This window comes from Pseudomonas sp. ADAK7 (assembly GCF_012935675.1).
GTDB lineage: Bacteria > Pseudomonadota > Gammaproteobacteria > Pseudomonadales > Pseudomonadaceae > Aquipseudomonas.
Window position 1 is genome coordinate 6,448,891 of record NZ_CP052861.1, and the last position, 19,812, is coordinate 6,468,702.

Annotated in this window: 15 protein-coding genes; 7 read left to right on the plus strand and 8 right to left on the minus strand. The window is 43.8% G+C overall.

All coding sequences use genetic code 11. The features are described 5' to 3' along the window. Positions 1 to 4: 4 nt before the first annotated feature. Positions 5 to 991 (minus strand): glycosyltransferase family 2 protein, encoded by a 987-nt coding sequence (locus HKK53_RS29655; protein ID WP_237150623.1) that lies wholly within the window; start codon positions 989 to 991, stop codon positions 5 to 7. A 281-nt stretch (positions 992 to 1,272) separates the two neighbouring features. On the opposite strand from HKK53_RS29655, the gene HKK53_RS29660 reads away from it, so the two are divergent. The 6 genes from HKK53_RS29660 (at position 1,273) to HKK53_RS29685 (ending at position 10,172) form a co-directional block, all read left to right on the plus strand. Further along, positions 1,273 to 3,267, plus strand: a complete 1,995-nt coding sequence (locus HKK53_RS29660) for a polysaccharide biosynthesis protein (protein ID WP_169374311.1) — start codon at positions 1,273 to 1,275, stop codon at positions 3,265 to 3,267. 746 nt (positions 3,268 to 4,013) lie between these two features. Further along, positions 4,014 to 4,838 (plus strand): ABC transporter permease, encoded by an 825-nt coding sequence (locus HKK53_RS29665; RefSeq protein WP_169373693.1) that lies wholly within the window; start codon positions 4,014 to 4,016, stop codon positions 4,836 to 4,838. Continuing rightward, positions 4,828 to 6,168, plus strand: coding sequence for an ABC transporter ATP-binding protein (locus HKK53_RS29670; RefSeq protein ID WP_169373694.1), 1,341 nt, complete (start codon positions 4,828 to 4,830; stop codon positions 6,166 to 6,168). The genes HKK53_RS29665 and HKK53_RS29670 overlap by 11 nt, the downstream gene beginning before the upstream one ends. A gap of 1 nt (position 6,169) precedes the next feature. Further along, positions 6,170 to 7,066, plus strand: a complete 897-nt coding sequence (locus HKK53_RS29675; protein WP_169373695.1) for a class I SAM-dependent methyltransferase — start codon at positions 6,170 to 6,172, stop codon at positions 7,064 to 7,066. 36 nt (positions 7,067 to 7,102) lie between these two features. Beyond that, positions 7,103 to 8,476: a glycosyltransferase WbsX family protein gene (locus HKK53_RS29680; RefSeq protein ID WP_169373696.1), complete on the plus strand. Its 1,374-nt coding sequence runs from the start codon at positions 7,103 to 7,105 to the stop codon at positions 8,474 to 8,476. A gap of 1 nt (position 8,477) precedes the next feature. After that, positions 8,478 to 10,172: a rhamnan synthesis F family protein gene (locus HKK53_RS29685; protein WP_169373697.1), complete on the plus strand. Its 1,695-nt coding sequence runs from the start codon at positions 8,478 to 8,480 to the stop codon at positions 10,170 to 10,172. A gap of 48 nt (positions 10,173 to 10,220) precedes the next feature. Here the strand turns inward: HKK53_RS29685 and HKK53_RS29690 are convergent, their stop codons facing one another. Genes HKK53_RS29690 through HKK53_RS29720 form a run of 7 tightly spaced genes read right to left on the minus strand, consistent with a single transcriptional unit; the run spans position 10,221 to position 18,445 of the window. Beyond that, positions 10,221 to 10,619 (minus strand): GtrA family protein, encoded by a 399-nt coding sequence (locus tag HKK53_RS29690; RefSeq protein ID WP_169373698.1) that lies wholly within the window; start codon positions 10,617 to 10,619, stop codon positions 10,221 to 10,223. Then, positions 10,619 to 11,905, minus strand: coding sequence for an NAD(P)/FAD-dependent oxidoreductase (locus HKK53_RS29695; RefSeq protein WP_169373699.1), 1,287 nt, complete (start codon positions 11,903 to 11,905; stop codon positions 10,619 to 10,621). The genes HKK53_RS29690 and HKK53_RS29695 overlap by 1 nt, the downstream gene beginning before the upstream one ends. A gap of 1 nt (position 11,906) precedes the next feature. Next, complete coding sequence (locus HKK53_RS29700; RefSeq protein WP_169373700.1) at positions 11,907 to 12,845, minus strand: NAD-dependent epimerase/dehydratase family protein; 939 nt, start codon at positions 12,843 to 12,845, stop codon at positions 11,907 to 11,909. Between the two features lie 41 nt (positions 12,846 to 12,886). Next, positions 12,887 to 14,959, minus strand: coding sequence for a hypothetical protein (locus HKK53_RS29705; RefSeq protein ID WP_169373701.1), 2,073 nt, complete (start codon positions 14,957 to 14,959; stop codon positions 12,887 to 12,889). Further along, entirely contained in the window at positions 14,956 to 15,696 is a 741-nt protein-coding gene (locus HKK53_RS29710; RefSeq protein WP_169373702.1) for an SDR family oxidoreductase, read from the minus strand. The genes HKK53_RS29705 and HKK53_RS29710 overlap by 4 nt, the downstream gene beginning before the upstream one ends. Further along, entirely contained in the window at positions 15,693 to 17,009 is a 1,317-nt protein-coding gene (locus tag HKK53_RS29715) for an FAD-binding oxidoreductase (RefSeq protein WP_169373703.1), read from the minus strand. Before HKK53_RS29715 ends, HKK53_RS29710 begins: the two co-directional genes overlap by 4 nt. Then, positions 17,006 to 18,445 carry a UbiA family prenyltransferase gene (locus tag HKK53_RS29720; RefSeq protein ID WP_169373704.1) on the minus strand — a complete coding sequence of 480 codons (1,440 nt, stop codon included), beginning with the start codon at positions 18,443 to 18,445 and terminating at the stop codon, positions 17,006 to 17,008. Before HKK53_RS29720 ends, HKK53_RS29715 begins: the two co-directional genes overlap by 4 nt. Before the next feature lie 307 nt (positions 18,446 to 18,752). Between HKK53_RS29720 and HKK53_RS29725 the strand changes: the two genes are divergently transcribed. Next, the gene (locus tag HKK53_RS29725; protein WP_169373705.1) at positions 18,753 to 19,613 is read left to right on the plus strand and encodes a class I SAM-dependent methyltransferase; all 861 of its coding nucleotides are present in this window, start codon (positions 18,753 to 18,755) and stop codon (positions 19,611 to 19,613) included. The last annotated feature ends 199 nt before the right edge of the window (positions 19,614 to 19,812 follow it).

Genomic DNA, 19,812 nt, shown 5'->3' on the forward strand with positions numbered 1-19,812 from the left:
TTATTCAGATTTGGTTAAAGGCAATCGCTACCACCAGACTAATATTTCCCTTGAGTGTCTGCCGATAGACTCCAGTTTTTTTCATAAGCCGAAATCGAGTGAGTAATCCACTTCGTCTGGCTAGTTCAAAGTCGCGGAGTCGTTGCTCATTTTCAATACTGAGGTGGTGTTTGATTGAGTCCAGAGCTTCCAGGTTTTTTGAAGTCCATACCTTGAGTCTGCCTGTGAGCATTTTGCGGAATCTTGAAATCTGATTTTTTAAGTTGGCATTAGCGCCAATGAGATTCCCGTCATGTTGGCGGTAGTCCAATGTAGGCACCGCATCATAGATGACCTCACCGCCGCAACCGCTCACCAAAAGATAAGCCAGCCAGTCATGAGCGACGATGGTCGCGTGACTGCTTACTTGCTGCATAAGTTTTCTCGCAGCGTTGTTTATCAACATGGTATTTGCGCCGGCTATGCTCTGTACCAATGCATTGCGAAAAGCGGGTGTCTTTAAAAATAGAGGCGAGTAACCTATTGGCCGGCCATTGGTATCAACCAGTCGTGTTCGCGAGCAGTAAAGAGATGGAGTTTCTGTTTCGCAGGGGTTTAAGCTGGCTATACTTCTTTTTAGCTTGTCCTCGTGCCAAATGTCGTCTTGGTCGCTAAAGGCGAAAAAGTCGGCGGCTATGTCAGGATTGTTAACTAAAGATAAAAAGTTTTTACCAAAGCCTTTGCGTGGGCCTCTTAGAATAGATAATCGATCATCACCCAGTTTGCTTTGATATTGCTGCAAAATCTGAAGCGTTTTATCGCTAGATCCATCATCCGAAGCGTAAATAATCCAGTTTTTATGGGTCTGTCTGATAAACGAGTCTAGCTGTTCCTTTAAAAAACGATCTCCGTTATACGTGCACACTAGTATCGCCACTTTTGGCGCTTCGGCAACAGGTATGTGATTCAGGCTCGACGTCGCTTTGGAGGCGGCGGTGTGTTGCATTTCCATGATGTTGATCTCTTGCAAGCCAATACTGAAGCGGGTTTACGCAAAGGAGGGGGCTGCAGGATCAGGCTTTATCGTGCTTCTGAGATGATGATGCAGATCTATGCAGAAGCAGAGATGTTAACAGGGGGCGCTCTCGTTGACGAGCGCGGGGCGCTTGGAGTCTGATGCACAGGGGCAGGGTGAATCTGAAGCGATTCTGGAGTCGTAATCGCCTCGTGAAGGAGGATACAATGCCAAGGGTTAGTCAGTTCAAGGAGTGGAGATTGTGTTCGGGCGATTCGATGGATAAGGTTAGATCGATTTTGTTGGGCTTACCGCGTCGCCAAAAGCGGCTGCTGCAAGTCGCCACTGATATTGTATTGGTGTGGGTCGCCTTGTGGTTGGCGTTCATCGTTCGTCTTGGCATCGATGATATGTACAACCCGCTTAAGGTGCACTTATGGCTTTTTGCCTTCGCTCCTTTGGTTGCGATTCCACTCTTTATCCGCTTTGGAATGTACCGGGCTGTTATGCGCTACTTTGGCAATGACGCCCTCATTGCAATCATCAAGGCCGTTAGCCTCTCGTCGTTGATTCTCGCGGTAATCGTCTATTGGTACAGCAATCACGAGACGGTCGTTCCTCGCTCCATCATTTTCAACTATTGGTGGCTAAGTCTGGTCATTATTGGCGGGCTAAGATTGTTCATGCGTCAATATTTTATGGGTGACTGGTTTAACGCTGCCCAACACGTACCGTTCACCAACCGTGACGATGGTATGACCAAAGTCGCTATCTATGGTGCGGGTGTTGCGGGCAATCAGCTTGTCGCGGCGCTCAGGATGGGCCGGGTGATGCGTCCGGTCGCATTTATTGACGATGACGCCAGCATTGCGGATCGCTCGATTTCTGGTTTGCAGGTTTATAAGCCTAAACACATACAGCAGATGATTGATGTGACGGGAGCTCAGGAAATACTTCTGGCTTTACCCTCCTCTACTCGTGCTCGGCGTAGAGAGATTCTCAATCTGCTTGAAGATTTTCCTTTACATGTGAGGAGCGTTCCTAATTTCACCGATCTGGCAAGCGGTAGGGTGAAGGTTGATGATATTCAGGAAGTCGACATTGCAGATTTGCTAGGGCGGGACGCGGTACCTGCGCAACCTGAGCTGCTCGAGCGTTGTATTAAGGGCAAGACTGTGATGGTGACTGGGGCGGGAGGCTCGATCGGTGCAGAATTGTGCAGGCAAATATTTTCGCTCGGGCCGACCACTCTTTTACTATTTGACCATAGTGAGTTTAATCTTTACAGCATTCTGTCCGAACTTGAGCAGCGAATATGCCGAGAGTCTTTGCCTGTGCGTTTGTTGCCGATATTAGGTTCAATCCGCAATCGAGAAAAACTGTTAGATGTAATGAGCGCCTGGCGTGTAGATACGGTTTACCATGCCGCTGCTTATAAGCACGTGCCCATGGTTGAGCACAATATCGCAGAGGGGGTATTAAATAACGTTATAGGTACGCTGAATGCTGCACAGGCGGCGTTGCAAACAGGTGTGGCAAATTTTGTACTAATTTCTACAGATAAAGCTGTACGTCCTACGAATGTAATGGGTAGCACTAAGCGTTTAGCAGAACTTGTCTTGCAAGCGTTAAGTGGCGAAGTTGCTCCGGTTTTGTTTGGCGATAAGGCCAACGTATCTAGAGTCAATAAAACCCGATTTACTATGGTTCGTTTTGGTAACGTATTGGGCTCGTCGGGCTCGGTCATCCCGTTATTTCATCGGCAGATAAAATCAGGTGGGCCGCTGACTGTCACCCATCCCAAAATGACCCGGTATTTCATGACCATCCCCGAAGCGGCTCAACTGGTGATTCAAGCCGGTTCAATGGGGCGAGGAGGGGAAGTGTTTGTCTTGGATATGGGCGAGCCGGTGCGAATCGTAGAGCTGGCTGAGAAAATGATCCATCTGTCCGGTTTGAGTATTCGCTCGGAAAGAAATTTGCACGGTGACATTTCAATTGAGTTCACGGGGCTTCGTCCAGGGGAGAAGCTCTACGAAGAATTGCTGATTGGTGACAATGTAGCCGCTACTCAGCACTCCATGATTATGAGTGCGAACGAGGATCACCTGCCTTGGGATGTGCTCAAGGCGAGACTTACGGAGCTCCTGGACGCAGTCGACAGAGATGATTATTCCCGAGTTCGCCAGTTGCTCCGTGGAACGGTCAGCGGATACACGCCTGATGGCGATATCGTCGATTGGATCTACCAGCAACGCGGGCTTGAGCCTTGATGAGCGATGAGGTCCGGATTTCTTCGATGTCCAGATTTCTCATCGTGCGATACAACCAATTGCGCCGTATAGGCCATGCCGCAGTCGCCCGCCACGCGGGGCTCGCAGGTATTCTTCCTGCGCATTTTGAGGTATGCTCGGCTCACCTTGTTGACTAGCAACATGGCGTATCGTAAAGCATCAAAGTCATCGTGGATTGATATGAAAAATATTGCATTAAACGCTCTCCTTTACCTTGTTCAAGGTCCGGTGATTTTCATGCGTTGGATGTCTGTTTTTCTCTGTTTCTCAAGTATCGAAAATGACTTGAACAGGAATATCACAACGATTTCGAATAAGGCTGTGTTGTTTAAATTGGATTGCAGTCGAAGAACCAATCAACTTTCTATGGTTTATTGATTTCCGTGATTTTCATTAAAGCTAATCGACTGCCTTCGCAAGTATCGCTTCGAAGATCTACGTCTCAAATAAACCAATGCGAACTAATCCTCAGAGCATTCGATGCGAGCAATCATATTGGTGTTTGTTTGCTTGACGCTCTCTTGAGTGATTCCTTCCCCGCCGTTATTCCATTCGATTGTAAAAAAATCGTAATAAAGCTTGTGGCAGCGCAGCTGTCGAAGACAACTGATCTTCGCCGGGAACCAAAATGTGTTTCGAATTAATAGCTGATAAGTGAGGTCGTCGGCGTTCTGTTAAAGCGCAGGATGATAATCATAATTACGCACTTATTTGAAGGTCAAAAAATGGAAAGATTTAGCTTATCACCCGTAGAAATATATCGCAGCTTGAGAAAGTATCGGCAACTGATTTATCAAATGACGCACCGAGAGATCATTGGTCGCTATAAAGGCTCGGTGTTTGGTCTTTTATGGGCCTTTTTTACTCCGATCTTGATGCTGGCTGTCTATACCTTTGTTTTTAGCGTTGTTTTCAAGGCCCGATGGCACGGGGGCGGGGACGATCAAAACAAAGCTGATTTTGCCATCATGTTATTCACGGGCATGATCGTCTACGGGATTTTTGCCGAATGTATAAACCGAGCTCCTGCACTTATCTTGGGTAACCCCAATTATGTAAAGCGAGTCGTGTTTCCTTTGCATATATTGCCCTGGATAGTTTTAGGTACGGCGATCTTCAATGCATTGATAAGTTTTTTCGTTTTGATTGTCTTTTTTCTGATAACGGGGCACTCACTGACCTCATCTGCATTTTATTTGCCGATTGTATTACTCCCATTGATTTTCCTGTCTATGGGGCTTTCGTGGTTCTTAAGTTCGCTAGGTGTCTACCTAAGGGATGTGGGACAAACGGTTGGAATATTTACGACCGTTCTCATGTTTTTGTCTCCTGTATTTTATCCGCTTTCTTCGTTGCCGGAAAAGTATCAGTTATATTTGAGGTTCAATCCCTTGACCTCGATAATTGAACACACTCGAGACGTCCTTATCCTGGGTGTGGTTCCGAATATGTATCATATGCTGATTAGTGTACTAATTAGCATGTGCATTGCGTGGTTAGGATTTGCTTGGTTTCAAAAAACACGTAGAGGTTTCGCAGATGTCATCTGAGCCAATTTCAATTAGTGTGAATAACCTCGGTAAGTGTTTTACCATCTATAATAGCCCGCACCAACGATTGTTGCAGATGTTTACAGGGTCGAGAAAGAAATACTATCGTGAATTTTGGGCGTTGAAAGATGTTTCGTTTGAGTTAAAAAAAGGCGAAACAATCGGTATTATCGGGAAAAATGGCTCCGGTAAGTCGACCCTGTTACAGATGATATGCGGTACGCTTAATCAAACGGAAGGCGATATATCGGTCAAGGGTAAAGTTGCAGCGCTGCTGGAGCTGGGGGCGGGTTTCAATCCAGAGTTTACAGGAAGAGAAAACGTATTTCTTTCTGCTGCACTTTATGGCTTGAGTAGGGCTGAAGTAGAGCAAAAATTTGAGGCAATTACTCGTTTTGCCGATATTGGAGATTTTGTTGATCAACCGGTAAAAACATATTCGAGTGGTATGTTCGTTCGGTTGGCATTCGCAATTATTGCCAACGTAGACGCGGATATACTCATTATTGATGAAGCCCTTGCAGTAGGGGACGCACTTTTTACCCAAAAATGCATGAGGTTTTTACGGAAGTTTAAAGAAGAGGGAACGCTGCTGTTTGTCAGTCACGATACCAGTTCGGTTATCAATTTGTGTGACCGCGCAATTTGGTTGGACAAGGGGCAAGTCAAAGGCTATGGACCAGCAAAAGCGATTTCAGAGTTATATCTGGCGACGCTATTTGATAACCAACCTTCTGAAGAGCAGATAGTAGACACCAGTCAGTACGATCATCGCAGTGTCGAACCTGTTATCTGGCGAGATCAGAGACAGGATATTATAAACAACAGCGCTCATCGTAATGATGTTGAAATATTTCGTTTTAACCCCCTAAATGAAGAAGAGTTTGGGCATGGTGGGGTAAAGGTGCTCGGAGTGACGCTTAACGATATTGATGATACTGCCTTGCATTGGGTCGTTGGAGGCGAAACCGTGACCTTAACGGTAGTGGCTCTGGCTTTAACTAAATTAAAAAGCCCGATAGTTGGGTTCTACATCAAAGACAGGCTTGGGCAAACGCTATTTGGTGATAATACGTATATTAACTATGCGAAATCTCCAGTGACCACCGAGAAGGGCGAGCAGCTTACGGCAAAATTTAAGTTTCCAATGCCCTGGTTAGCGCAAGGAGACTATTCAATTGCTGTAGCTGTAGCAGAAGGGACACAGTCTGATCATGTGCATCACCAGTGGATACACGATGCTCTACTGTTCAGATCTCATCACGATCCATTATCGACAGGCATAGTAGGTATTCCTATGCTGGATATAAACTTAAAGACAGGCAATTAATATGAGTTCCTCTGAGTATTCGCACTCGTTGAGTCAACTGGCGATCAACCCGCGTTATATATCTTATCCGCTATCCTGGTTAGGGCATATACCGTTCGCAGCGTGGCTTATAGAGGTTGCACGGCCAGGTGTGTTTGTGGAGCTTGGTAGCTATTCAGGGACTTCTTATTTTTCGTTCTGCCAAGCTGTATTGGCCTCTCAGGCTGAAACAAAGTGCTTTGCGATTGATACTTGGGAAGGTGACGACCATACAGGTGGATATGGAGAAAGTGTTTATCAGGGATTTGTTGATTATAACGATGCGAACTTTAAAGAGTTTTCGACCTATTTGCGAATGAGATTTGAGGACGCTAATCCCTCATTTCAAAGTGCTAGCGTTGATCTGCTTCATATTGATGGGTTACATACTTATGATGCGGTGAAACTCGATTTTGAGACTTGGCTTCCAAAAATGTCATCCCGAGGAATTATTCTTTTTCACGATACTACCGTGGAGAAAGAGGGTTTCGGAGTTAATACGTTCTGGGGCGAAGTTAGTAAGAATTTCCCTTCTTTTAATTTTTCACACAGTAATGGTCTGGGCGTATTGCTGGTTGGCGATGACTACCAGCATGAAAGCACGTTGTTAATTCGCATAAAAGATGTGTCCCTCTTGGTAGAAAGATTGGCAGAAAGACTATGGTTACAACAGATAGTGCGCGAAAAAGAAGACATAATTTCTAAGTTTGAAAGTACGTTAATTCCTGAGTATCTTTCAAAAATATCTGACGCGGATATTGAAAAAAGCGTTTTACTTGCCGAGAAAGAAAAGCTTAATAATGAGCTCGAAAGTATAAAGAGTTCCCGGCTTTGGAGATTAGCTACGATGATTGATGGATTTAAGAAGCGGTTTTCTTAATTTAACTTTTTATTTTATTTTTTTGAGTTAAGTAAAATGACTAAAATCGCAGCTTCTTTTGATGCGCTTTCTGGCAGTCAAGATCAAAAAACGACCACATCTGAGATATCGAAAGACAGTAGTAAGTTACTGACTTTCTACTTGCCACAGTACCATAGGACTCCAGAGAACTCTGAGTGGTGGGGCCCAGGCTTCACGGAGTGGACCAACGTCGCGCGTGGTAAACCAAACTTTGACGGGCACTATCAGCCGCACATTCCACGTGAATTGGGGTTTTATGACCTGACACATCCCGACGTCATGTACGAACAGGCTGAATTGGCGAAGCTCTACGGTGTTCACGGCTTTTGTTTCTATCACTATTGGTTTAGTGGTCGGCGCATCCTTGAGCGCCCTGTTGAAAACTTTCTAAAATCAGACATCGATATAAATTTTTGCCTTTGCTGGGCTAACGAAAACTGGACACGTACGTGGTCCGGGGACGAAAAAAGCGTTTTGTTGGGACAAAATTATGCAGAAGGAGATGATGAAGAATTTATTCTGTCTCTCCTGATGTATTTCAAAGATCCGCGCTATATTCTCGTGGACGGTAAACCAATGCTCGTTGTATATCGAGCAAAAGATATTCCTAATCCTGCAGCTTCTTTTGCTAAATGGCGCGCTTTAGCAGTAGAGCATGGCTTCCCGGGGTTACATATCGCAGTTGTTGATTTTTATGATATTACCAGTCCTAATGAAGTGGAAGCTGATGCGCTGGTAGAGTTTCCTCCGCACAAATTTAATGGGCCGCAAAGCATTCCCTCTGTAATGCCGACCTTTACGAATCCGGATTTTTCCGGAGGAATCGTGGATTATGTAAAAGTTATTGCACAAAGCGCGAAGCGTGAATTGCCACCCTTCAAATTATATAGAGGTATTATTCCTAGTTGGGATAACACGGCTAGAAGGCAAAATACGCCAACGACAATAATTAACGCAACCCCAACCTTGTACGGAATTTGGTTAAAGTATCTCCGTGCTTATACCAGGAAAAACCATAAGAGTGAGTCGGATAATTTTATCTTTATTAATGCCTGGAATGAATGGGGTGAGGGTTGCCACTTAGAGCCAGATCACGAATGGGGTCTGAAATATCTTGAGGAGACCTTGGGATCTTCCTTTTATGACGGATCACCTGATGACTTGGATGGAGTCAGAGATGCGTTGTACGACGCGGTGGCCAAGGATGTTCTGAGTCGTTCGAAAAAGGGAGCAAATCAGGACGATATAGATGCGGTAGAAGTTGAGCTAAGAAACTATAAGCCCGTTGGTAACTTTGCACATAAGACGGCAGCTTATTTGCTTAAGTGGCCTTTCTTTTATAAGGTAGCCAGGTTTTTTTACAGAATAGTTCGCCGTTTGAGGGGCTGACATGAGCGAAAATATAGTTGTTGTTGCTCATTTTGATGCGGATGACAAGATCGACGAGAATTTTGCTCAGGTGTTGTTCTGCCTGGAAAAGGTATTTGATGTAGTGTTGCTGATCACGACCAGCGCCATTGCAGAAGAAGACATCGCTAACTTTGTAAAAGTTAAACTAATTAGAAGACCTAACGTAGGGTACGATTTTTACAGTTATAGAGTTGGATATGAGTACGCTATTACGAATTTCGTTGTGGAAAGTATCCTATTTACTAACTCTAGTTATTTTGTCACTGATGATGCTAAGTTCACCAGTCTGCTGGTTGAAATGCAGCGGGCAGGTGGTGAATACGACGTTGTCGGGTTGACTTCATCGGAACAAATCGCATGGCACGTGCAATCGTATCTGTTGCTGATCTCTGGCGCTCTTTCAGCCAAAGGATGGTTTACAAAATTCATGAGAGATGTTCAGCCTCATAATACGAAATTTGAAGTTATATTGAATTATGAGGTCGGACTTTCTCAAAAAATATTGAGTGAGGATATAAGTCCCAAAGTACTTTTTCAGCCTGATGCTGCACTAAAGAAAACTGCATATAAACATTGGTTCAGCAAGATCGTACGAAACGCCTCCGTTTATGACTGGATGAGCTTAAAGGTGTTCAGGGGGGTTAAAGATATAAATTGGACCCACTTTGCCGCGGCAAAAATCGCGCAGCAGTATGGGGTGGTGAAGGCCGAAGTCTTAAGGACAAATCCTCATAGCATCGATAAAGATTTAGTTTTGAAGGGGGGAGTATTAGAGCGTGTTGAATCTATACGAGCTTCTATTAATCGATCCAGTCGTCATTACCAAGTCACTGACGATGGTTTATCTGAACTAGTACATGCTCAGGGAGCATTGCCTAGTTACCGCTCCGTGCGCTTTGGAGTGTCAAAGAAGAAAGGCGTCTCGATTGCCGTAGTGGTGCATTTGTATTACTACGATCTTCTTAAAGAAATTAGGCAGTATCTTGGCGCAATTGTCGAACCTTTCGATTTGTATGTGACGACACCTTTTGAAGGTGATGTTCATAAAATCATAGATGATTGTGCATATCTAGCTGCCAGTGTCACCGTGCATATCAGTGAAAATCGGGGAAGGGATATTGGTCCATTTTTGGCTCTGTACTTAAATGGTGCTCTAGACGGTTATGACGCTGTTCTCAAGCTTCACTCCAAGAAAAGTAAGTACAGCCAATTAGGTGAGGAGTGGCGGAAAAGTATCTATGATGCGTTAATGAAAGACTCTTTCACCGTTAGGAAGATTCTTCAATTAATAAGGCATGATCATGTTGGTTTGGTGGGGCCACACCCATATTATTTAAGCAATGATAATTTCTGGGGGGCTAACCGAGCAACAGTTAATAACCTTCTATTGAAAACGGGGGTCGTTTCTAAAGAGGAGGAGGTGGTATTGGGCTTTTTTGCCGGTTCAATGTTTTGGTTTTCTCCTTTAGCCATCAGCCGTTTAAAATTAATTCCCATAAGTGAACTGTTTTTTGTACCTGAAAATGGAATGCAGGATGGAACGCTGGCTCATGCATTGGAGCGTGTTTTTTGTCCGATAGTGCGGGCTGAAGGATACAGCACTACCTCATTAAAACTGGCAGGCGCTGAGATAGATAATACAGAAACAAAGAATAATAAAGTGCCGGTGCTCTGAGAGTCGTAGGGCTAAAAGTAGCCCTACTCCGTTAATAAGACGTCGTTGCTATTTGAAAGACCAGTACTTGTGCCCGAGGTAACTGGTAAAGACGGGAATTGCCACTCCGATACCATGAGATATTTCGGCGGAAAAGGTCGTTAACCCAAGGCTAGGAAGGATATAGTAATAAAGACCGGTGCTAATCGCTATCGTTTGAACTATTGCGATACCATTAACCACGGTAAACATAACTATAGACGTACTAATTTTCTGCTGACTATTCTTAAATACAAACCTCTTTGCGAGTAAAAACGCAGTAATCATTCCAGTCAAATAGGCCAATATTACAGCGTAAGTGAATCCCAGCCAGAGGCTATATAATATTCTGGAAAAAAAGTTCACTGCTGCCGCCGCTCCTCCCGTAAGAAGAAACAGTAAAAACTGCCTTGATTTAAAGTCATTCATTAATGCGTCGCATCTTTCGCTAGTTTTCTACCGAAGCCAATACTTTCTGAAATACCTCTGTCCTCTGGGTAGTAATGAGATGTATCAGCAACCCATAAGCCTTGTATCGAAGATTTAGCGGGCGGAAGGTTATCCAGATAACCAGGATCGCAAATGGGTTGCGCATACTGATATCGACTGGCTTTAACATCAAGAAAATCTTCATCGACGAGAGATGGGTTTATTTTTTTGAGGTAAGACTTCACTTTGCTGATGAAATTTTGGTTAGGCTCTTGGAACGTCTCATGTTCTCGCGGCATATAAAATGGTACGTAAACTATGTGATTTTTAAGCTTTCGAAGGTTTGTATATTCGACTAGCCCAGGTATATCCATTTCCTGATCATTCGTATTAAGCCAGAAATTTTCCGAAACTTGTTTTTTTAATTTCACTATCACGCAAACCACGGCAATGTTTTTCAGATTTTTATATTGGTCTAGCACAGAACTTGGTAGGTCTGGAATAATTTTTGGTACTAGCGGTAACGGAATCGTGCTTATAATTTTGTCAAATGATTCAGTTTTATTATTGCTCTGTATTCCTTGAACACGGCCCTGCTCGACAACAACCTTGTCCACCGGTGTCGAAAGACGAATTTCACCACCATTTTTTTCGATGAAATCTTTAAGCGCGTTTAACAGCGTATCTGAGCCTCCGTTCAAGTATCCCAATTTCTCCTCAAAGATATTGTAGCGTGAAGTGCCTATGCGCCGAATTCGACTCCATATCCAAGCCGCAGAAAGATTATCTTTATAGTTGTAGAATTTGAAATCAAACAAGCGACGCCACAACACATCGTAAGCCTCTTCTCCGACCCAGCGGCGTATCCATCCGGTTGCTTCGACATGATCAAGCGGGGCCCAGTTCTTTCTCTTGGTGCAGGCGAAGGCATGAAGGCCGTAGCGAAATTTCGCTTGTAAACTTAACCCTTTGAACTTCAACAATGCAAGTGGGTTACCCCATGACTGCAGGCGGTCTTGATACCAATACCCCATCTTCGTTTTGGTCCATTGTAATTGATCAGCAATGCCAAGCTCATTCAATACCAAGATGAAGTCGCGATCAGAAGTACAATGGAAATGATAATATCGCTCTATGCTCTGGCCGGAAAAATCGAAAGTCGCGGTCATTCCACCTACGCGGTCATCCCCTTCGAATACTATTGGAGTATGACCATCTTTTATCAATTGATAAGCAGTGGCCAATCCCATAGGACCGGCGCCGATTACGGCGACGCGATATTTCATATTAAAACTCCAGGACTATTTTTCCGTAAATAGGATGATTGTATGTTTCGTCAATTGCATCTTTAAAGGAAGTAGATTTGACATTGAAAATGGTAGGCCAATCGATGACTTCAAATTCATCTTTAGCACTTAGGGCCGCAAGTTGTTGAGTGGTAAATGGAGGATTTCTATCAAATAGCGACCATGTCCAAAGCAATACGTAGAATAGACTATAAGGAATATTGAGTATGACGGTGCTGAGCTTATTGGTTTTTTTGATTTGTTTGATTATGTCAATGTAATCGATTTTCTCATGACCTGAGATGTTAAATATATTATTGTGATTTGTGTTTTCAATGCAGCTGATGATTACATTGCAGAAATCTCCCACATACAGTGGTTGACGCATGTAACGGCCGTTTCCAGGAATTGGAAAAACCGGAACCTTTTTCATAAAGCGAGATAGCCAACCCAAATGCTTTCGGTCAAACCATCCGAACATTAGGGTAGGTCTTAGAATCGGGCAGGGTATACCACTATCAATCACAAGCTTTTCTTGTGCTTTTTTACTTACTGTATAGAAGTCATTTGATTTTGACTCAACTACTGATGAGCTAATATGGACCAATTGTGGGATATTCAGTTCTTTTATTAACTTTAGTATTGCTGAAGTTGAGTTCACGTTGTTGCGAACGAATTCATCGTAATTAGTCCCACCGATTTGCGCCTGTAGCATAACAACGGTGTCTGCACCGATAAAATGTTTGGCCCATTCACCTTCTATTGCAAGGTCTGCATACTCAACGGTAATGCTAGGTTGGACGCCTTTTAATATTTTTATGTTAGCTACATGTTTGTCGAGCACGATAATATTTGTATAGCCTTTCTCGATCAAGCGGGCAACCAGGTTTTGCCCTACCAATCCTGCCCCACCCGGGAGGACAATTTTTTTATCTTTCATTATTTTTTCCTATCCTTAATTTTGGATCTAGTACAAAAATATCATTTATCTTTCAATTTTATCTCGAACCATGTTGTATCGCTAGGTTCTTGATTGATGAGTTCCAGGTCAAAAATATCAGGTAGGGATGGATTGTCAAAGATAAGCTGTGTCCACTCCATTGACAGGGGGAGAGTGAATGAGTAGCCCTGATCCAGGGGGAGTTTGAAGTTTAATCCAGATGTTAATGCACTAGACCGGTAGTAGATGGATTGACCACGTTTGAGTGTGAGCAGAACGTCTTTCGGGGATTTAACTGTAATGGTCGTGTCTGGGCCGATGATCGTACTGTAGGGTTGCGACCTTTTCAGTTGTGAAAACCCAGCGAGAGTTTCGGGTAAATAGTCCTCCTGAGACACTGTAGAAACGGTGAAGGGAGTCTGAGGGGTAAGAGCAGATAGAATGCAGACTCCATCATCTCCTAAAATGGTCACCGGGAAACCCCTTTGGCTAGATTTTATGTAGCCTTTGAATCCGGACTTTTTTGCATTTGGGGATATTGCATTGGCAACATCATCTCTAGGTTGACCGCTTAACGCAAACCCCACTATTTTGTCGGAAGAGTCAATAAAGGTTAATTTTTTCGGAGAGTGCTGACTGGCTGGATCAAACATCCAGCCTCTTACCCGTACGTAACCCGGTTCTTCAAATGAGGCTGACTCGTCAATGGCACCTATACAAACAGGACTGTTGCTGTGATGGGACGAGCTCCCCAATTGCTCGTACAATCCTTTCATATATGAAAGTCCAAATACCGAGAGTTGTTGCTGCACCGGAATCGCCGAGATAGAGAGTGCCCACTTAGCAGAAGGGAAAATTACGCCTATCTGTAGTTGATCTTCAATTCGAAGATCCAGCGCTAGCGCGGCGACCTCCTGATTAAACTTCTTATCATCGGGTGACTGAAGAGCTTTCATCTGCTGAGGCAGCATTGCTAATATAAAAAGACTGGTTCCTATTAATGCTGTGACTTTAAACCTGTTGGCATATTTTGAGAGCAGAGGATAGGCAAGAAGGAATAGTGCCGCCCAAGCCATCAGAGCCGGGGTGGTGTATCGACTGGAAAAAGCACTTTCCAGGCCAAATAGTAATCTACCTCCGGCCGTACCAAATGCTGTAGCTCCTATGTAAATTATAAAAAAAACCAGTGCGAGTTGTGATGGCACTTTATCTCTTTTTAAGATACTAGAGCAAAAATAATAGAAGGTGCTCAGGATTAAAATGAGACCTGCCAATGTCGCGCCAAGAATGCTCCCGCTTTCAGTGAAATAATGGAATGGGCTACCGACGTATAATAGAATAAAGTGGATTAGCCCTATTGGATTCGTTTTTATGGTTTCCTGTAGAGAGCCATGACCGATGACGGAATGATAGTTTGTAAAGTAAAGTGATAGCGTTGTAATTGAAAGTAGTGCCAGTACCGCAGTTCGTTTTAGGCTGATCTTGGTCGCGATTGCATAAAAAAACATCAGCGGCAATGCGACAATACCATTTGCCATCGTGCCCGCAGAGACAACCCCAAATAGACATGCTATAGCAAATGCGATGTTGGGTTTATCAGATGTGTGTGTTTTATAACACCAAAAAAAAGAACAGAGCGGCAAAAGTTGCGCTAGGAAAAACTGGCTTTGGAATCCCCATGTCAGGTTGTTTTCCTGGCACCAAAAGAAAAGCCAGGCACAAAGAAGAGAACATGCAAGTGTATTAATAGTTTTGTTTGTACCGCCGGAATTAAGGCTCAGCCATCGACAGAATATGTAGGCGCTCATGGAGACTAAAATATAGTTGCACGCAATTAAAAATCCACCTCGGCCACCAAATACACTCAAGTCGAACCAAAATAATAAGTGCGATATAATTACTCTGTGCTCATTGTGTTGAGCCCAGATTGCACTTATATCACCGCTAGTTAGCTTAGTATAAAACTCTAGATAGCCGTTCCACATGTCCCAGAAAGGAACTGGGGAATAATTAGTAAGCGCACCTACAACAGCAAGAACTATTATTGCCGTCGTGAGCCCTAATACGACAAACAGCAGAGCTATTTCGATTTTTTTTTGATCTGTTCCAGTCATAGATTGATTCTTTTGAAGATGGCCGTAGGGATCAACTTAATCACTGTCATAATCAATAACCAAAAATTAGGCGTATAAATTGACGTTGACTTACGTTCAATTGCCTTGATTATCTGTTTAGCCACGTTTTCTGGTTGTGCCACCAAGACTTGAGGTAGATTCAGCCCTGCGGTCATGGGGGTATTGACAAAGCCCGGTTTGACAATGAGGACGTTAACATTAATTTTGAATAGTCGTGCTTGAAGACCTTCAGCGAAAGTTGTAACAGCGGCCTTCGCGCTTCCGTACAGATAGTTTGATGGTCGGCCCCTATCGCCGGCTACGGAAGAGATCACAGCTAATGATCCATGTCGCTGGGCTTCCAATTGGTTGGAGATCGTTGTCATCAACGCAATAGTAGAAAGCCCGTTTATTTCGAATTCTTTAATTGCGACCTGCGCATCTGTTTGACATTCCGTTTGATTAGGCAACGTTCCGTGAGCGATCAGTACGATATCAATCTGCTTGAGAATGTCCATACAGCTATTCAGCATACTTTGATGTTGATCAACGTCAGTGACATCCATTATCAAGGAAGTGGTATTTGTGGCTCCTCGTGCGATTAAATCATTGGAAGTCTGTTCCAGTTGGTTGGCATTACGAGCCACTAGAAAAAACTCGCTTCGTTCCTTCGCCCAGAGACGAGCACATTCTCGGGCAATCGCAGAGGTTGCACCGACAATCAGTATTTTTTTCATGAAGTCACTCGTTTCCAAAAGAGAGAGTTTAGTTTTTTATCTCGATAGTTCTCTATGATTTCCCAGTCTGGATAACCCTGTCTGAAATCAGCGCCGCTCATATGGGCGTCTTTGGCAGGGTAGAGTCGGCCCCCTGCGTCTTTTACGATAAGGTCTAGTACAGGAAATAATTTATCTGCTAAATCCTGATGTTGAGGGAAATCCAATGCAAGGGAAGTTCCTTCCATCGGGAATGACAAAAGCCCGGGAGAGGCTATATTGCCACAACGTTTTAGTACGGCTAAAAACGAACCTCTTCCAAATTGAGCGATTACACGAAGTAGTTCTTTTATCGCAATCTCAGCATTTTTTTCTGGAATAACGCATTGGTATTGTTGGAAACCACGTCGCCCATATGCACGGTTCCAAAAATTTATAGCATCTAAAGGGTAAAAAAATGGTGCATATTCTGAATGGCCAATCGTCCGTTTGGCGGGTTGTTTATGCCAATACGTTTCGTTCATTAAACGCAATGTAAATTTATTAACCAGCGAAGTCGGCGTGGTTACAGGAAACGTAATACTGCGGCGATTGTCCGGTGTTAACTTTCCATATTGAGAATGGTCACCTAGAATTAAAACACCACGTCCTGTATTTTTACCTTTGGCAAGGCAATCAATCCAGGCAACGCTATATTCGTGTTTATGATCCAATTCAAACGACAAATTGAAAAACTCTTCTATTGCATTAAAACGTTCAGTAACAGTATTTATTTGAGTTGATCTTATGGGGAGTAGTTGTATTTCTACCCACTCAATAATTCCCGTTAGCCCTAACCCTCCGATGGTTGCAGAAAAATATTCAGAATTATTGTCTTTTGAGCATAAGAGCGTTTCTCCATCGCTCCTGACAAGACTGAATTGAATGACGTGATTTCCGAAGGTTCCTCTAATATGGTGGTTTTTACCGTGAACATCGTTCGCTACAGCGCCACCAAGCGTTACAAACTTTGTGCCTGGGGTAACGCTCAAGAACCATCCATTAGGGATCGCTAAATCCGCAATCTCAGCGAGCGTTGTACCTGCTTCTGCTATAAGCCTTCCGGTTTTCCAATCGACATGGATAAAGCGGTTGGCGTTTCTCGTGTGAATTAAATGCGAGTTAACGGCGAGGCAACTATCGCCGTAACTTCTGCCGTTACCGAAAGCCAACGTTCCACCATTGCACACGGTGACTGCATTTATCAACTGAGGGATCTCATCGCGCCATGACACGCTATGAAGTTGTTGGGGGTGGTGGGGATAATTCCCCCAAGATAATGTTTTTTTGCTCATGCTGCAATCCAGAAAACAGCGCCGAAAAGAGCCCCAGTAATGATACTAACCTTGTCTCGTGCTGCAAAGAGCACTGGGTCGTCATTCATTTGCCCTCTGTGGGTTAACATCCACATACGGGTAATCCAAAACAGCAGCAAGGGGCAGGCGAGCCAGATTATCTGTGGGTGTGAATACATCGTCGTGGTCGTATTGTCATGGATATATAACGCTAACACCATTACGGAGAGATAACCGGAAGCTGCGCCTAAAGATGACACCATCTCTAGGTCACTTGGATAGTATCCTCGTCCTCGCGTTTTGGATGTTTGACCTTTAGCTCTGGCGTCATTCAACTCCGCGTAACGCTTAACAAGAGCAAGACTTAAAAATATAAACATTGAGAAGGCTAATAACCAGAAAGTAAGATTGAGCTGCAGTGCCGCCGCTCCTGCGATTATTCGCAGTGTGTAAAGTGACGCCAGCGCGATTACATCAATCGTCATATGACGTTTTAACCAAAGTGAATATGTGAGCGTCAAGCCGTAATAGAGAAGGAGCGTTGCGCAGAACTCTGGCGGAAGCAAGAATGCGCTCCCACCCAAGGCTATGATCAAAAGAGTTGGGAATAACAACAACCCGCCGGCTATTGATATTTTACCTGACGCAAATGGCCTATTCTTTTTTGTCCGATGGTGACGATCGTCTGATAAATCTAGAAGGTCGTTAAGAATGTACACACTGGATGCGCATAATCCAAAGAAAACAAAAGCTAAAAGACATTGTGCGAGAAGTGAAACGTCTGTTACCTGGTGTGCGGCAAGCAAGGGAACAAATATTAGCGAGTTCTTCATCCACTGGTGGAGCCGAATGCCTTTAAGCCAGTCCCTCAATGTTGCTTTATTTGAAAATGTTATATTTTCTACATTGCCTAGAGCTTTAGCTTTGGCAACTACACCCCTTTCAGGATTAACAACATAGGCTTTGGCTGCGGCTTCCCACACTTCAACGTCGTCCTGAGAGTTGCCTACGTAATCGTAACCTTTGTGCCCAAAGGTCTCGACCATGAGGTCGCGCTTTCGATGCGAACTCAAATTGCGGTCGGTGGTTGTTGCGAAAACGTGATCGAATAAACCTAAGTGATCTGCAATAAGTTGCGCTAAGGAATGATGAGTGGCAGTGGCAAGGATTATCTTGCGATTTTTTTTCTTCTCAGCACTAATAAAATTTATTACTTCAATATCGTAAGGTAGTACAGATACATCAATTTCAACACTATCAGCCAAGCGCTCTTTGAATTTGGCCTTACCTAGGCGCAACCATGATAGTAGTGTTAATGTCTTAAGCGGTTTCGTTCGGATAAATTGCATTCCACATTCATGCAACATGTCTGACTTGAGCAAAGTGCCATCCAAGTCCACTACCAACGGAATATGTGTTTCGCTATTAGAATTCATTTTTTGACTCGCGGCCTTTGGGTCTAATAATTTCCGTAGAAAGTCAGCGCTTAAAATTAGATTCGAGATTTTAGGTTCTGTACAACTATTACTTTAGATTGGTATTGTATGCCATCTTGATATTGTTTTTCCAGAATTCTATGTGTGTGAATAACAGTTTTTTTTATTTTTCGAGCTTATGCTTCTATTTTCCTTGCTGGTCGCATCGCATTTTCTGATTTTTTTAACGTTTTTTCAGTTGTGAGCTATTCAAATTTTTCTCATATTCTGTTAGGTATAGCTATCTTAAAAGGGTAGGTGTGTTTCTATGGATGTGGATCAGGTCAACAAGGTCGCTTCATTGATTCAAGCGCTAGAGAATATCGATTGGAATGTGATGCGTCCCGATGAGCAGACTTGGGTGCTAAGAGCGCTCGTCAAATCTGCTCAAGATTGGCAGGTTTTTCATGGTTTGGAGCCAACTATAGGCACGACGATAGCCCGGAGCACTGGCTACTGCCATTGCTGCAGATCGCAAGCCGTTTTTTCTTCATCAGACGGCTGGCTTCGAGATCATTACGTCTGCTCGGAATGTGGCTCTGTGCCTCGCGAGAGAAATCTGATGAGGGCATTAGACGAACAGGTTCCAGCATGGACTGAAAAACTTATACATGAGTCTTCGCCTAGTAACATGCGATTGAAAATGCTTGCCAGTAACTATACTTATTCTTTTTATGAGCCGGATGTACTGTCCGGTGCCGCGTTAGCGAATGGCGGGACCAGTGAAAATCTAGAGGATTTGTCTATCGCAACGGAGTCTCTTGATGTTTTTATAGCACAAGATGTACTAGAGCATGTATTTGATCCTGCAGAATCCGTGAGGGAAGTTATGCGGACGCTACGCCCAGGAGGTTGGTATATCTTCACTACTCCCCGACATCATCACTTACCTGAGAGTGTTCAGCGAGCCAAGCTCGAAAATGGAGCAGTCGTTCATTTATTAGATCCGGCCTATCATGGCAGTCCAATTGGCGATGGTCGTGTTCTGGTCACATTTGATTGGGGGCAGGATCTAGAGTCATTGTTAGAAAGTTGGAGTGGATATAAAGTCGTTACGCGAGCCTCCCCAGATCCGTCTCGAGGTATCGATGGTGATAGTTTTGAGGTGTTTGTGATACAAAAGAAATAACCTGATGGCCGTTGCGTTTATGTTTGATTTTGCTTTTTTAAGGTATGGACGGTCTGGGTTGTTTCTCAAAATTGCGATGCTATCCGTTTTGTCCAGCTAGTTGAAATTGATAGAGGCTCTCGCAAACAAGTATGCTTGGTTTGGGGAGGGGTATAGTAAGAAAGTCGCAAAGGGCTTACTTGGTTATATCCCTCCGATT

Bases quoted from the DNA above. Each gene is read 5' to 3' on its own strand.
- HKK53_RS29655 (WP_237150623.1), bottom strand. From the start codon at position 991: ATGGAAATGCAACACACCGCCGCCTCCAAAGCGACGTCGAGCCTGAAT.
- HKK53_RS29660 (WP_169374311.1), top strand. From the start codon at position 1,273: ATGGATAAGGTTAGATCGATTTTGTTGGGCTTACCGCGTCGCCAAAAG.
- HKK53_RS29665 (WP_169373693.1), top strand. From the start codon at position 4,014: ATGGAAAGATTTAGCTTATCACCCGTAGAAATATATCGCAGCTTGAGA.
- HKK53_RS29670 (WP_169373694.1), top strand. From the start codon at position 4,828: ATGTCATCTGAGCCAATTTCAATTAGTGTGAATAACCTCGGTAAGTGT.
- HKK53_RS29675 (WP_169373695.1), top strand. From the start codon at position 6,170: ATGAGTTCCTCTGAGTATTCGCACTCGTTGAGTCAACTGGCGATCAAC.
- HKK53_RS29680 (WP_169373696.1), top strand. From the start codon at position 7,103: ATGACTAAAATCGCAGCTTCTTTTGATGCGCTTTCTGGCAGTCAAGAT.
- HKK53_RS29685 (WP_169373697.1), top strand. From the start codon at position 8,478: ATGAGCGAAAATATAGTTGTTGTTGCTCATTTTGATGCGGATGACAAG.
- HKK53_RS29690 (WP_169373698.1), bottom strand. From the start codon at position 10,619: ATGAATGACTTTAAATCAAGGCAGTTTTTACTGTTTCTTCTTACGGGA.
- HKK53_RS29695 (WP_169373699.1), bottom strand. From the start codon at position 11,905: ATGAAATATCGCGTCGCCGTAATCGGCGCCGGTCCTATGGGATTGGCC.
- HKK53_RS29700 (WP_169373700.1), bottom strand. From the start codon at position 12,845: ATGAAAGATAAAAAAATTGTCCTCCCGGGTGGGGCAGGATTGGTAGGG.
- HKK53_RS29705 (WP_169373701.1), bottom strand. From the start codon at position 14,959: ATGACTGGAACAGATCAAAAAAAAATCGAAATAGCTCTGCTGTTTGTC.
- HKK53_RS29710 (WP_169373702.1), bottom strand. From the start codon at position 15,696: ATGAAAAAAATACTGATTGTCGGTGCAACCTCTGCGATTGCCCGAGAA.
- HKK53_RS29715 (WP_169373703.1), bottom strand. From the start codon at position 17,009: ATGAGCAAAAAAACATTATCTTGGGGGAATTATCCCCACCACCCCCAA.
- HKK53_RS29720 (WP_169373704.1), bottom strand. From the start codon at position 18,445: ATGAATTCTAATAGCGAAACACATATTCCGTTGGTAGTGGACTTGGAT.
- HKK53_RS29725 (WP_169373705.1), top strand. From the start codon at position 18,753: ATGGATGTGGATCAGGTCAACAAGGTCGCTTCATTGATTCAAGCGCTA.